At 45.8% G+C, this 14,117-nt stretch carries 13 protein-coding genes and 5 tRNA genes; 15 read left to right on the forward strand and 3 right to left on the reverse strand.

Features of this window, described 5'->3' with window-relative positions; translation table 11 throughout:
• The first annotated feature begins 11 nt into the window (after nt 1-11).
• From lysA to BN3911_RS11855, 10 genes are all read left to right on the forward strand, one after another.
• A complete protein-coding gene (lysA, locus tag BN3911_RS11805; protein ID WP_066865890.1) occupies nt 12-1,310 on the forward strand; it encodes a diaminopimelate decarboxylase in 1,299 nt (432 codons plus the stop codon).
• A 91-nt stretch (nt 1,311-1,401) separates the two neighbouring features.
• Nucleotides 1,402-1,707: a YerC/YecD family TrpR-related protein gene (locus BN3911_RS11810; protein ID WP_066865894.1), complete on the forward strand. Its 306-nt coding sequence runs from the start codon at nt 1,402-1,404 to the stop codon at nt 1,705-1,707.
• Entirely contained in the window at nt 1,704-2,450 is a 747-nt protein-coding gene (locus BN3911_RS11815; protein WP_066865897.1) for a class I SAM-dependent DNA methyltransferase, read from the forward strand. The genes BN3911_RS11810 and BN3911_RS11815 overlap by 4 nt, the downstream gene beginning before the upstream one ends.
• A gap of 18 nt (nt 2,451-2,468) precedes the next feature.
• On the forward strand, nt 2,469-3,368 hold the full coding sequence (hslO, locus tag BN3911_RS11820) for an Hsp33 family molecular chaperone HslO (protein WP_066865900.1): 900 nt from the start codon (nt 2,469-2,471) through the stop codon (nt 3,366-3,368).
• 85 nt (nt 3,369-3,453) lie between these two features.
• Nucleotides 3,454-3,530, forward strand: a tRNA-Val gene (locus BN3911_RS11825).
• Nucleotides 3,531-3,560: 30 nt separating this feature from the next.
• Nucleotides 3,561-3,637, forward strand: a tRNA-Asp gene (locus BN3911_RS11830).
• Nucleotides 3,638-3,642: 5 nt separating this feature from the next.
• Nucleotides 3,643-3,718 (forward strand) — tRNA-Phe (locus BN3911_RS11835).
• A 285-nt stretch (nt 3,719-4,003) separates the two neighbouring features.
• Nucleotides 4,004-4,079 (forward strand) — tRNA-Gly (locus tag BN3911_RS11845).
• Nucleotides 4,080-4,124: 45 nt separating this feature from the next.
• Nucleotides 4,125-4,199, forward strand: a tRNA-Cys gene (locus BN3911_RS11850).
• 60 nt (nt 4,200-4,259) lie between these two features.
• On the forward strand, nt 4,260-5,111 hold the full coding sequence (locus tag BN3911_RS11855; RefSeq protein WP_147578592.1) for a GNAT family N-acetyltransferase: 852 nt from the start codon (nt 4,260-4,262) through the stop codon (nt 5,109-5,111).
• Nucleotides 5,112-5,248: 137 nt separating this feature from the next.
• On the opposite strand, the gene BN3911_RS11860 is transcribed toward BN3911_RS11855, so the two are convergent.
• From BN3911_RS11860 to metF, 3 genes are read right to left on the reverse strand one after another with little or no spacing between them, the layout of a single operon-like run.
• Nucleotides 5,249-7,645 (reverse strand): homocysteine S-methyltransferase family protein, encoded by a 2,397-nt coding sequence (locus BN3911_RS11860; RefSeq protein ID WP_066865909.1) that lies wholly within the window; start codon nt 7,643-7,645, stop codon nt 5,249-5,251.
• Nucleotides 7,646-7,686: 41 nt separating this feature from the next.
• Nucleotides 7,687-8,316 carry a vitamin B12 dependent-methionine synthase activation domain-containing protein gene (locus tag BN3911_RS11865; RefSeq protein WP_066865912.1) on the reverse strand — a complete coding sequence of 210 codons (630 nt, stop codon included), beginning with the start codon at nt 8,314-8,316 and terminating at the stop codon, nt 7,687-7,689.
• 10 nt (nt 8,317-8,326) lie between these two features.
• Nucleotides 8,327-9,187, reverse strand: a complete 861-nt coding sequence (gene metF, locus BN3911_RS11870) for a methylenetetrahydrofolate reductase [NAD(P)H] (RefSeq protein WP_066865916.1) — start codon at nt 9,185-9,187, stop codon at nt 8,327-8,329.
• A 134-nt stretch (nt 9,188-9,321) separates the two neighbouring features.
• On the opposite strand from metF, the gene BN3911_RS11875 reads away from it, so the two are divergent.
• The 5 genes from BN3911_RS11875 (at nt 9,322) to BN3911_RS11895 (ending at nt 14,101) form a co-directional block, all read left to right on the forward strand.
• Entirely contained in the window at nt 9,322-10,071 is a 750-nt protein-coding gene (locus BN3911_RS11875; protein WP_066865919.1) for an N-acetylmuramoyl-L-alanine amidase, read from the forward strand.
• 102 nt (nt 10,072-10,173) lie between these two features.
• Nucleotides 10,174-10,854 (forward strand): HAD family hydrolase, encoded by a 681-nt coding sequence (locus BN3911_RS11880; RefSeq protein WP_066865922.1) that lies wholly within the window; start codon nt 10,174-10,176, stop codon nt 10,852-10,854.
• Nucleotides 10,855-10,876: 22 nt separating this feature from the next.
• Nucleotides 10,877-12,241, forward strand: coding sequence for a DNA repair protein RadA (gene radA / locus BN3911_RS11885; RefSeq protein ID WP_066865925.1), 1,365 nt, complete (start codon nt 10,877-10,879; stop codon nt 12,239-12,241).
• Complete coding sequence (locus tag BN3911_RS11890) at nt 12,241-12,993, forward strand: DUF6873 family GME fold protein (RefSeq protein WP_066865928.1); 753 nt, start codon at nt 12,241-12,243, stop codon at nt 12,991-12,993. Before radA ends, BN3911_RS11890 begins: the two co-directional genes overlap by 1 nt.
• 103 nt (nt 12,994-13,096) lie before the next feature.
• The gene (locus BN3911_RS11895; protein ID WP_066865931.1) at nt 13,097-14,101 is read left to right on the forward strand and encodes a tyrosine recombinase XerC; all 1,005 of its coding nucleotides are present in this window, start codon (nt 13,097-13,099) and stop codon (nt 14,099-14,101) included.
• Nucleotides 14,102-14,117 lie beyond the last annotated feature (16 nt).

Genomic DNA, 14,117 nt, shown 5'->3' on the forward strand with positions numbered 1-14,117 from the left:
AAGGATGGGTTATTTTGATCTCTGACTGCTTGAGCTGTAATGACGCCGGTCATCTGGTAATCAGCGGCTGCGATACAGTGGATCTCGCAAGGCAATACGGAACTCCTCTCTATGTAATGAGTGAGGACAAGATTCGTGAAACCTGTAGAAGATACGTTTCCTCATTCCAAACAAATTACGGGGGAAATGGACGTCCTATTTATGCAAGTAAGGCCTTCTCATGTAAAGAAATTTATCGGATTGTTTTGAGCGAGGGGTTGGATGTAGAAGTTGTGTCTGGCGGAGAGCTTTACACCGCATTACAGGCCGGCGTTCCTGCAAGTAGAATTCATTTCCAGGGAAATAATAAGTCCATCGGGGAAATTGTTTATGCCGTAGAAAGCGGTGTAGGGGATATCGTTGTGGATCATCCCAGCGAACTTATGCAGATACAACGGGCCGCTGCAGAGAACAGCACTGTAGCCTCTATTTCTTTCCGAATTAAACCTGGAATTGACGCCCATACTCATGATTTTATCCGTACAGGTCAGATTGATTCTAAATTTGGCATCGACCTAATCAGCGGCGAGGCCATGGAGGCGGTTAGAACTGCCCTTACCATGGATCACATCGTTCTGAAAGGGCTGCATTGCCATATTGGTTCCCAGATACTGGAGAAGGAGCCGTTTGTCCATGCTGCAGAAATGATGCTGGATTTTTATGCTCAGATTAGAGATGAGCTGGGTGTAGTTTTTGAGCATTTGAATTTAGGCGGAGGTTTTGGAATTAAATACCGCGATGAGGATTTAACAATCCCCTATGAAGAGTATATGGCAGCTGTTTCAGTGGCTGTCCATTCAAAGTGTAAAGTTAAAGAGCTTCCCACTCCTAAGATATTTATTGAACCAGGCCGTTCTATTGTGGGTGAGGCAGGAATCACGCTTTATACGGTAGGCTCCATAAAGGAGATTCCTGGTGTTAGAAATTATGTGACTATAGACGGCGGTATGTTTGACAATCCGAGATATGCGTTATATCAAGCGGACTATACCTGCCTTATTGCCAATAAAGCAGATCAACCGGCAGATTACATCGCAACGATAGCTGGTAAATGCTGCGAAAGCGGTGATCTCATTCAAGAACATACTGCTCTTCAAACACCGATGGAGGGTGATCTTCTTGCAGTTCTTTCTACAGGTGCTTACAATTATTCTATGGCTTCCAATTACAATAGAAACTTGAAGCCGGCCTGTGTTATGGTATCGAACGGGGAGTCTCGCATCGTTATCAAGGCTGAAACCTATGAAGACCTTGTACGCAACGATGTTTGAGACAAAGTTTTTGTTTTGTAGTTTACTTTTACACTTTTCTATGCTAAAATTCTAAAGTGTAAGTTCTTGAATGAGAGAAGGAGTAGTTCAAATGAACGGAAAGCTTCAGGACAAAAATTTTGATTTTCTTTTTCAGGCGGTTTTGACCCTTAAGACCCCTGAAGAATGCAGCAAGTTTTTTGATGATCTTTGTACTGTTCCGGAATTGAAGGCCATGTCGCAGCGTTTGGCTGTTGCCCGGATGCTGAGCCAAAAACAGGTTTACAGTGATATTGTAGCGGAAACAGGCGCTTCTACTGCCACAATCAGCCGTGTTAACCGTTCTTTGAACTATGGCAGCGACGGATATGAACTGGTATTTCAGAGAATTGATGAGGCGGATAAAGACGGCGAATGAGTGGTTATTCAGTTTTTGCGCAGTATTATGACGAGTTGACTCGCAATGTCCGGTATGCAGAACGGGCTGAATACTTTTTGGCTCTTCTGAAAAGGCTAGAGCATGCGCCGGGCTTGACTTTGGATCTTGCCTGCGGTACGGGCAGTCTGACTTTAGAGCTTTTTTGCAGAGGTGTTGATATCTATGGTGTCGACGCCTCTGTCGCTATGCTCTCTCAAGCCAGGGAAAAATGTATGAACGTGGGCGCTGACATCCTTTTTCTGTGTCAGAAGATGCAATCTATTGATTTATATGGCACAGTAGACACTGTTATTTGCTCATTGGATAGTATCAATCATCTGAAGGACGAACAAGAAGTCCAACAGGTATTTTCCAAGGTTTCCTTTTTCATGAATCCAGGCGGTGTTTTTCTTTTCGACCTGAATACTCTTTATAAACATGAAATGGTGTTGGGAAACAATGTGTTTGTTTACGATATGGAAAATGTCTATTGTGTTTGGCAAAACCATTATGTACCTGCCTCTGCCCGTGTAGACATACATTTGGATTTTTTTGAACGGAACGGCAAGCTATATTCCCGTAGTTCAGAACACTTTTCTGAACGCACTTATCCTCTTGAAAAGATCAGCGCATGTTTGGAGAAAGCTGGGTTTTCTTCTATTTCTATTTTTGATGAAATGAGCTTTGAATCTCCCAAAATTGATAGTCAGCGCGTCGTTTTCGCCGCAAAAAAGAAAAGATAAAGGATTTGTTTATAAACCATGGATAGAATACTTCGATGCATTACCTCTGACGGCAGTTTGATGGCTGCTGCCATTGATTCAAGTGATTTGGTTTATACAGCTCAAAAATTGCATAAACTGACCAAGACTTCCTGTGCAGCTTTGGGGCGTTTGTTGACTGGGGCCTCAGTGATGGGCTCTATGCTCAAAAGCAGCGATGCAACGCTTACCTTAAAGGTAAATGGAGGTGGGCCTCTTGGAAATTTGGTGGCTATTTCAGATAGTTATGGGAACGTTCGGGGATATGTGGACCGGCCCCAGGTGGATCTGCCGCTGAAGCCCAATGGCAAAATTGATGTGGGTACCGCCGTTGGCGCAGTTGGACGAATTGCTGTTATGCGGGACATGGGGAGCGGTGACCCCTATATTGGCCAGGTAGAGTTGGCCAGCGGTGAAATTGCGGAAGATATAACAAACTATTATGCAATAAGTGAGCAGATTCCTACGGTGTGTGCTCTGGGCGTTCTTGTCAATAAAGACGGAGGAGAAACACTTCTGGCTGGCGGGCTATTGATACAGGCTTTGCCGGGTGCTGATGATAACGCTCTGCAACGCTTAGAAGAGAATATTTCACATATGGATTCCGTCACTACAATGCTGGCAAAGGGAACGCAGCCGGAAGAAATTTGCAAGACTGCTTTGGAAGGATTCCAAATTGAAAAGCTGGATGAATTTCGGGTGCATTATGCCTGTAACTGCAGCAAAGAAAAATTTGCCCGAGCCATGCTCACGATAGGGGCCGACGAACTACGTGATCTTCCTTTGGATGAGTCGGGAAGGGTAGAGACCATCTGCCAGTACTGCAACAGGAAATACTATTTTACTGAGGAAGAATGTAGAGAACTGATCCGGCAGGCTGAGATAGCAAAAAAAAATTGAAAAAAGATGAAAATAATATTGACAAATGAGCAAGAATCGTGTAAGATATTAAACGTCGCTGAAAAGTGATTGCACTGATTCACTCGGGGGCATAGCTCAGCTGGTTAGAGCACCTGCCTTACAAGCAGGGGGTCATAGGTTCGAGTCCTATTGTCCCCACCATGTGCAATCAAATAGATAGCGACGGTATTTGGCCCGGTAGTTCAGTTGGTTAGAACGCTAGCCTGTCACGCTAGAGGTCGACGGTTCGAGCCCGTTCCGGGTCGCCATTCTTGCCTCTGTAGCTCAGTCGGTAGAGCAGGGGACTGAAAATCCCCGTGTCATTGGTTCGATTCCGATCGGAGGCACCAGGAAGACTCCTCAAAACGATTAAGGTTTTGAGGAGTCTTTTCTTACCTTTAAGCAGTTGAACTCAAAAGGTGAATTAATGAGTATATTTTCTCTACTGTTTGATGAGAGGGAGGATAGTCCCAAAAAACAGAAGAAAAACAGAATACCGTTAATCTTGGGCCATAGCGAAGGATGTATAAAAAATGAGGCACGAGATGCTTTTGAAATTTTTCTTATTTTCAGCTTGACAAAACGTGGGAAAATGCATATAATATAAAAGCCGTAGAGAACAGACAGTATGATCTGCGGACGTAGCTCATCTGGTAGAGCGCCACCTTGCCAAGGTGGAGGTAGCGAGTTCGAGCCTCGTCGTCCGCTCCAAAAGTAGAAAAGACGCTTTCTCCATAAGCGTCTTTTCTTAACCATGGTGACATAGCCAAGTGGTAAGGCAAAGGTCTGCAAAACCTTCATTCCCCGGTTCAAATCCGGGTGTCACCTCCAAAAAACGCCGGAGCGAGCTCCGGCGTTTTTTATTTTTCTAATGAAGAGGAGGGGGACTTGGTGTCACCAGACATTAATGATATTTTTGCATTATATCTGAAATGCTTCCCTGACTATCCTGTTTCGAAAGAGGCTTTTTGTAATTTGCTTCAGCTTGAAACTGCAGAAATCTTATCAGATTTCAATGCCAACAAGCTGATTGGATTTTCCATAGTACGAGAAAATACCATTTCTCTGCTCTGTGTAGATCCCTTCTACCGAGCAAAAGGAGTCGGAAGCAGATTGCTGCAAAAATCAGAAACTGCAATTGCAGGGCAGAATTTCAAACATATTATTTTGGGTAGAGGCAAACATTATCTGCTGCAGGGAGTCCCCGCCGAACCGACAGAAATTTCCCGCTTTTTTCAAAAGAGAGGTTATTCCGCTGAGTGGACCAGCGCAGATATGAACCTTTGTCTGAATCATTTTTCAGCTTTGGCTCTGGACATTCCTCCTGCACCGGAAACGGTGGTTTTTCGTTTTGCCACCGAAAAAGATTCTGTTCTTTTGTTAAATGCTGTACAGAAGGCCGAGCCTGCATGGAAGGATTTCTTTATATCTCCGTCAGAACCTATCCTGATTGCCTTTCATGCAGGAGAAATAGCTGGTTTTGAATTTCTTTCCCCGAAGGGAGGCAGGTTCGTCAAACCTGAAAGCCGGACAGGCAGTATCGGTTGTGTGGGCGTGGTACCAGAGGAAAGAAAAAAGGGAATCGGGCGACAGCTGGTCTCAAAAGGGGCTGAATGGCTGAAATTGCAGGGCTGTATGAATATCGAACTGCGTTATGTAGCACTTGTGGATTGGTACCAGAAAATAGGCTTTGAAGTAATCCGGCGTCAATGGATGGGGGAGAAAGACTTATCTGCAGTATAGTTGGGAGCAGTCCAAGACAGAACGGGAATTATCCTGCAGATCTCGCGGAGTAAGCCAAAACGACTACCGGATTATGAAACATGAAGTCATAAATAAGCAAGGCCGCAGTCACAAAATTTTGACTGCGGCCTTGCTCTTTATGACTTTCCGGAGAGTTCCTTCTCTATTTCAGAAGCATAACGGACTGAAGCCATGGCATCTTTCCCGTAAAAATCCGCACCGATCAGATCGGCATACTCCTGATTGAGCACAGCCCCGCCTACCATAATCTTACAGTGAGGTGCCTCTCGCTTCAGCAAGTCTATAGTCTCCTTCATAGAAGCCACCGTAGTTGTCATTAAAGCACTGAGACCTACCAATTCAGCATTTTCCCTTTTCACCGTCTCCAATATGGTCTCAGAAGCCACATCCTTTCCCAGGTCAATGACTGCGAATCCATAGTTTTCCAGAAGTACTTTAACGATATTCTTTCCAATATCATGAACGTCTCCCTTGACAGTGGCAATCACAATGGTCAGGCACTTTTGACTTACCTCCTGCTTTGATGGATCCAGCTTCGCTCTTATCACATCAAAAGCGGCTTTGGCAGCTTCCGCGCTCATCAAAAGCTGCGGCAGAAACAAAACACCCTTTTCGAATTTTTCACCCACAGAATCCAAGGCAGGAATAATTTCCTGGTCGATGATCTCCAGCGAAGAGGTTGTCTGCGCCAGCGCGGCTGCAGCCTCTGCAGCCGCTTCCTTCAGCCCTTTTTCAATAGTGCTGAACAAGGAATAACCCGGCATCGTTTTGGATACAACATTCTCTTTAGATTGCGAATAGGCGGCTATGAAGTTCATACAGTTGTTATCGAAGCCGCAAAGGGCGCAATACGACCGGTAAGCTCGCATCATGATATCGGAGTTTGGGTTCATGATCGCTGCATTTAAGCCGCTTTGAAGGGCCATCAGGAAGAATGCCGAGGTGACAGTCTCTCTCTGGGGAAGCCCAAATGAGATATTAGAGACACCCAAAGAGGTACACACTCCGAGTTCAGCATGGATCTGCCGCAGTGCCTCCAGCGTCACCAAAGCGGAATCCTGTCCTGCGCTGACCGCCATCGTCAATGGGTCAATAATAATGTCTTCCTTGCCAATTCCATATTCCGCCGCCGTGTCTATAATTTTGCGTGCAGCTTCCAGCCGGCCTTGAGCGGTCTCCGGGATGCCGCCTTCTGTGATCGTTAGGCCGATTACCACGCCGCCATATTTTTGGATCAGGGGAAAGACTGAATGCATGGACGCCTCTTTGGCAGTAACAGAGTTCACCAATGGCTTTCCATTGTAAATCCGCATAGCGTCCGCCATAGTTTTCGGATCGGAGGTATCTATTTGCAAAGGCAGCTCTGTAACGGCCTGCAATTCTCTCAGAACCCGACACATCATCTTGGGTTCGTCGATTTCCGGAAGACCTACATTGACATCCAGAATGTCTGCCCCGTTATCCTGTTGTACAATTCCTTCCTGCAGAATATAAGAGAGATTTTCCTCGCGTAAGGCTTGTTTGAATTTGGGTTTTCCCGTGGGATTAATGCGTTCACCAATGATAACCGGTCTGCCGCCAAATCGGGCTGATCGATTTCCTGATGCGACTACCGTACGTTTCTGCTGCTTTATTACAGGAGAAGGAAGCGCCTGGCACCGGGCAACCGTTTCAAAAAGATGTTTGGGGGTCGTTCCGCAGCATCCTCCCACCGCATTAGCTCCCGCATATATGATTTCGACCATGGTCTTGGAAAATTCATCGGGTTCCACATCATATACCGTTCTGCCGTCTTCTTCCCTTGGGAGGCCGGCGTTGGGATTGACCAGAATCGGCAGGCTGGTGGCTCTACGAAGCTGCTGCACCAAAGAGACCATTGGCTGCGGCCCCAGACCGCAGTTAAGACCTATTGCATCCACACGCAGCCCCTCAAGAACAGCCGCTGCTGTTTCTAGATCAGCGCCTGTCAACAGCTTTCCCTGTTCATTGACTGTCATCGTGACAAAAACAGGAAGGGAAGGGGCGCCTTCTTTCGCTGCTATCACTGCAGACTTAATTTCGTAGAGATCGCTCATCGTCTCAATCAGGATACAGTCGGCCCCCGCCTGCACACCGGCGCTCATTATTTCCCTGTAAGCAGCGATTGCATCTTCAAACTCCAAATCCCCGATCGGAGCTAAAAGCTTTCCGGTAGGGCCGACGTCTAATGCTACGGCGGCAGAATAGGGGGCAGCTGCCTCCTTTGCTAGCTTGACTCCTTCCTGTACGATCTCCTGAACAGAGTGGCCGCTTTCCATCAGTTTAAAACGATTCGCTCCAAAGGTGTTGGTTTTTAGCACCGTACAGCCCACCTGAAGATAAGAGCGATGAATTTCCCGGATTACCTCAGGCTTTAAAATATCCCACAGCTCCGGCAGTTCTCCTGTCGGAAGTCCTTTTTTTTGCAGAGTGGTTCCCATTGCCCCATCAAAGAATAAAATTTCATTTCCAAGCCTTGAAAGTATTGTATGCATGTAAAATCTTCCTTTTTATTTTAATCCTGTTAAAAATCATTTTATTTTCTAAAAGGACATTTATTTAACTTGCAGCTCATACATTTTCCCACGTGACACTGCGTCCCTTTTTCGGAAAGCCCTAGCACGGCAGTGATGGATTTGCATGGTATCATCAAGAAACTGTCTGTCAGGAAAACGCCTATTCTTTTTGTGATTTCCAGAGAATCAAAAAAGAAGCGCTGGTTTTCCAGTGAAAAATCACCATACCCCGGACTGTACCTGGGACGGAGGTAGAGTCCGCATCTGCCAGCCTGAGCTTCCAGCGATTTCTGAATCTCATCAGCACAGAATTCTGTATAGACAGCTGCACAGGCCTGTAATACTGGAACCATAGGAGGATCGGCTACCTCACTGCGCCGAATCAGCCTGTCAATTCCTGGGCCTAATGTCAAGGCTAACAGGTAGACTTCTCGGCAGCCGTTCAGGTGTGCCGCCAAATCCCTGCTTACCAGCGCTGTCGTTCCCACATGCGTGGTATCATCTTCCACACGTATAGCCGTTCGTCTGAATACATGTACGGGAGCGGCAGCCTGTAACACCAGTTTCTCAGCCTGAACTGCCATCCGTTCCAACAAAGCATTTTCCGTCCGGCAGCCAAGATAACGCAACACTTCTTTTCGATCCAGCATAGCACTCCTCTTATCTCAAAATACAACTCAGATTTTCCATAATTTTCGCAGCAGTTTCCGGACGGTTCATCGTGTAAATATGAAAATACTTAACGCCATTTGCCACTAGATCGATAATTTGTTCTGTAGCATAGGCGATCCCCGCCTGCTGCATTGCCTCGGGAACATCTGAAAATTTATCGGCTATCGCTTTGAAGCGGGGAGGAAGGGCTGTCCCCGAAAGCTCGCAGCTTCGTTTGATCTGTTTGCTGTTGATGACCGGCATGATCCCCGGAATTACCGGTACGTGAATTCCCGCAGCCAGCACTCGATACAAGAAATTATAATAAATATTGTTGTCAAAAAACATTTGTGTGGTCAAAAAATCACAACCTGCATCCACTTTCGCTTTCAGGAAACCAATGTCGTCTTCTTTATGCTCACATTCCACGTGGCCTTCTGGATAGCAGGCTGCACCAATGCAAAAATCCCCTTGAACTTTGATATCACGAATAAGATCAATAGCATAGGTATAAGAACCTCCCCCGGAATAGTTCTCAGGACGGTCTCCGCGTAAAGCCAAAATATTTTCAATGCCATTGGCTTTTAATTCCTCCAACCGATGCTGAATTTCTTCTTTACTGGAATCACAACAGGTCAAATGAGCCAGGGCCGGTTTACAATGTTTATTCTGAATATAAGAAGCCACTTCCACCGTCTTTTTTGAAGTGCTTCCTCCCGCGCCATAAGTCACACTGATAAAGTCCACATTCAGTTGGTTAATTTGATCCACAACCTCAAAAATCCTGCCAAATGCCCCGTCTTTCTTTGGGGGGAAAATTTCACAGGAGACGGTAATCTTGTCCCTTGCTAAAAGCTCACTGATTCTCATGAAATCCCAACCTTTCTCCCACGTTTGGATTAAATAGTTATTATAGCATAAAACATGTGGATTTAAAAGTTCCATAGCATGGATAAACGACAGTTTTCATAGGAATAGACGATACTTAATAGGAGGGATTTTAGTTGAAAAGGAATTACCAGAAAATTGTTTTCCCCGCGATCGTATTTGCGGCATTCCTCTTCTTTGCCTTTCAAACTGTTCAAGCCTTTGGCATCGTGGCGTTTCATGCTGATTTTTTTAAAAAAAAGGGGACTGTTGTCATCGATGCGGGACATGGTGGCGAAGATGGCGGCGCCGTTGGCGTAAACGGCGTTATGGAAAAGGATATCAATCTAGCCATTGCCTTGAATCTGCAGAAATATTTACAAGAAAACAATTTTGAGGTCATCATGATCCGTGACGGTGATTATGCAGTGGGAGATCAGAGCCTGGGCAGTATTTCCGAAAGAAAGCGGTCAGACACCAAAAACCGGTTGAGAACAGTGGAAGAAATGGGGAAGTGTATTTTAATCAGCATCCACCAAAATTATTTTACAGAGGGGAAATATGATGGGGCTCAAGTTTTTTATTCCCCAAATGACACCGAAAGCTCCTCTTTGGCAGAGGCGATCCGTCAGAATATCACCTCTTCTCTGCAGCCGGAGAATAAACGTGAAAACAAGGCTGCGGAAAAAAACATTTATTTGCTCTATCATACCACTGTTCCCGCCGTTCTGGTGGAATGCGGATTTCTCTCTAATCCTGCTGAAGCAGAAAGATTGTGTGACGAAAAGTATCAAAAGGACATGGCGGCGGCTATCTATAACGGTTTGATCGATTATCTGTCCGCCAAAACCGATAAAACTCCCTCTGAAACCTCCAGCGTCGCATAAATCCAATACTAATGTGCTGCGCGTTTGGCAAAATCTCAGAAACATGATATAATACTGAAAAAGTTAATTGTTGCAATAGCTGGAGGCAGGAGGGGAAGAGGCATGGCTTTTCTAGTATTCGACTTAGGCGGAACGCTCATGAAATACCAAGGCATGCCTGCCAACTGGTCTGATTTTTATCTGGACGGCTTCCAGAGGGTAAATGATGCCCTGCAGCTGAATTTAACGAATCAGGAGCTGATGGACGCCTGTGAAATTCTCCGTTCTTACAATCCCAGAATCTGCGGCCGTGAGAAAGAGTACTCCCCAGAATATTTGTTCGAAAAAGCAATTGTTTCTTGGAACCGGCCATCACTGTGTCCTTCAACGCTGGTAGAATATTTTTTTGACGGACTGAAGCTGGTTCCAATTATTTATGATGATACGATTCCCTTCTTAAACCTGTATCGGGCAGGAAGGGGGCACGCCGCCATATTGACGGATTTGCCCTCTGCGATGCCCGATCAATTGATACGGCAGCATATTTCAAAGCTGCTGCCGTATTTTGGTTTTTATGTATCTTCAGCAACCTGCGGATACCGAAAACCCAACCCGGCTGGCCTGCAGTATCTGGCTGGGAAATGGAAGACAAAGCTTTCAGAGCTATGCCTGATCGGGGATGAAGAGAAGGATGAGAAAACCGCAAAAGCGGCAGGCTGTCGTTTCATCAAGATAGACAGGTCCGGAAAAAACCCGCAGTTGCCTCACAATCTATCAGAGCTCTCATCTGTGTTGGGTTTGTAACAAAAGAAAGGAACACTTGAAAATGCCTGCTAAAAGCAAATTGATCTATCAATGCACGCAGTGCGGATATGAATCTCCCAAATGGACGGGAAAATGCCCGGAATGCGGAGAGTGGAATACCATGCTGGAAATGCTCAAAGAACCTATGACACAAAAATCAACAGCGGCCTCTTCTGCCGGGAACGTTTCCCGTCCCATTGGTATCCATGAGATCAGTACAGCGGACGAGCCCAGATATCACACTGGCCTGGGGGAATTAGACCGTGTTCTCGGCGGCGGTATCGTCAAAGGCTCTTTGATCCTGATCAGCGGAGATCCCGGAATCGGAAAGTCTACGATGCTCCTCCAGATCTGTGAATATCTAGGACAAAATCTCAAGATTCTCTATGTGTCCGGAGAGGAATCTGCAAGACAGATCAAACTTCGCGCAAGCAGATTAGGAGTCCAGAGCCCCAACCTGAAAATTTTAACAGAAACAGATGTGCAATTTATCGTCGAGCAGATCCGGGCTGAAAAGCCGGATCTCGTCATGATCGATTCTATCCAGACAATGAATCACACTGAGCTGAATTCTTCTCCGGGAAGTGTTACCCAGGTCAGGGAATGCACCAACACCATGATGCGCTGCGCAAAAATGTTGGATATCCCTGTAATGATCGTAGGCCACGTCAATAAGGATGGGGCAATCGCAGGTCCAAAGGTTTTGGAACATATCGTGGATGCGGTACTTTATTTTGAAGGCGACCGTCAGATGACCTATCGAATTTTGCGGGCAGTGAAAAACCGATATGGCTCTACCAACGAAATCGGTGTATTCGATATGGGGGAGGACGGCCTGACTCAAGTGGAAAACCCTTCTCAAGCCATGCTCTCAGGAAGGCCGCAGAATGTTTCCGGCTCTTGCGTAACCGCTGTCATGGAGGGAACCCGTCCCATTCTGGCAGAAATTCAGGGACTGGCCACCACCTCAGGCTATGGAACACCGCGCCGGATGTCCACTGGGTTTGATTACAACAGGATGTCTCTGATTCTGGCAGTACTGGAAAAACGCGCTGGTTATTATTTTTCCAATTTGGACGCCTTTATCAATGTGGTAGGCGGTCTCCGGCTGGATGAACCCTCCGTTGATTTGGCAGTGGCCATTGCGTTGATTTCCAGTCTGAAAGATGTTTCTGTCCGTGAAGATACGGTAGTGTTCGGGGAAATCGGGCTGGCCGGAGAGCTGCGCAGCGTCAGCCATGCGGACCTGCGTATTTCTGAAGCGCTGCGTCTGGGCTTCAGCCGCTGTGTCCTGCCGTACCACGGCTTGAAGACTTTGAAAAAATTCAGCGGAATCGAGATCATCGGAACCAAAAACATCCGGGAAGCTTTTGAGGCTGCAACCTGATGGATTTATTTCTGCCACACCCGAGACTCCCGGATTCCCCAGTTACAACAGCATTGGTAAGCGGAGAATATCCATTTCTTCCACATGCGCTGAATGCAATAGGGATAAAAACAATTCTGACCAATAGGGAATCCAGACTGCCCGTTCCGGTATCCTGGCATCCTGACATGCAGGTATGTATGGTTGCGCCGGATTTGCTTTTCACATTATCTGGAAGCACTCTGGGAAAGTCCATTCAAAAGGAAACCGGACTTCGAACAAAAGAAACAGAGAAGACTCCTTTCGTCAGTTATCCGCAGGATGTGCTGTGCAACGCTCTCATATTGGGAAACTGTTTGATTGCAAATCCGAATACAGTGGATCCCCGGATTCTGACCTGGGCAAAAAAGCAAGAGATTTCAATTATTCCTGTCAGACAAGGGTACACTGCCTGTGCGGTGTGTATCGTCAATAAAAACGCAGTGATCACAGCAGACAGAGGGATCTCGATAGTTTTAGAGAAACTGGGGGTAGATGTTCTGTGCATCCGTTCCGGATTTATTAGGCTGCCAGGTTATGACACCGGTTTATTGGGCGGATGCTGCGGACATCTGAGCCGTGATTGTATCGCCTTTACCGGACAGCTGTCGAGTCATCCCGACTGTGAAAGTATCAGGGGATTTTTAAGGAACTATAGTATCTCCATCCTGGAACTTTTTCCGGGTGAACTGATGGATGTAGGCGGCATACTTCCTTTACTGCAAATGGAATAGAGACGTTGTCTTTAGGAGAGAAAGAAGCATTGAAATAATTATACAAAATAAATATTTTGTATAATATAGGGGAGTCTTAAAGGTCGTTAGGAGTGAAAAATTTATGAGCTTTTCCATTAAAGCCGAAATGCCGTTTATCGTGCAGCAATACGCACTTTATCTTCGCAATATCCGCGGACTCTCCGCGCATACTGTTGACGAGTACTGTATGGATTTACGGACGTTTTTTAGGTTTATCAAACGGGATCGCGGTTTAGCCGGCGACGAAAATAATCTGGAGGCCATTTCAGTAAACGATGTGGATCTGGATTTAATCCGCAGCATTACTACGTTGGATATTTTCGAGTTCATGAACTTCGTGGCTGATTCTCGCAACAATATGAGCTCTACTAGACAGAGAAAATCTTCCTCCTTAAAATCTTTCTTTAAATATTTGACTGTACATGAAAAGCTTTTGATGGAAAACCCGACAGAAAATCTCACTCCGCCTAAAAAAAAGAAATCTCTGCCCCATTTTCTGTCACTCGAACAAAGTATCGAATTACTCAATGCAGTGGAAGGGCCTGATAAAGAACGAGATTACTGTATCTTAGTGTTGTTTCTCAACTGCGGCATGAGGCTTTCTGAATTAGTGGGCATCAACATTTCCGACGTACTTCACAATAATTCTACAATCCGTATTTTAGGAAAGGGCAACAAGGAACGTATTGTTTATTTGAATCAGGCTTGTCTGGAGGCAATTGAAAGCTATCTCAAAGTCCGGCCTAAAGATGGTGTCAAAGATCGGAATGCTTTATTTTTGAGCAACCGAAAGACCCGTATCAGCCCGAAAACGGTTCAATTTATTGTGAAAAAGTATTTAGATAAGATCGGGCTGAGCGGTCCTGGATATTCAGTTCATAAGCTCCGACATACTGCCGCCACTCTTATGTACCGGCATGGCCATGTAGATATACGGGTTCTGCAGGATATTTTGGGACATGAAAATCTCGGAACAACAGAAATCTATACCCATACCTCCAGCACGCAGATGGAGGACGCAGCCAACGCTAATCCTCTTTCTAAGGTGCAAAACAAAAAGAAGAAAAAAACAACGGAATCGGAATAAATATAAAATACAGTAA

The organism is Neglectibacter timonensis (genome assembly GCF_900048895.1).
GTDB lineage: Bacteria > Bacillota > Clostridia > Oscillospirales > Acutalibacteraceae > Acutalibacter > Acutalibacter timonensis.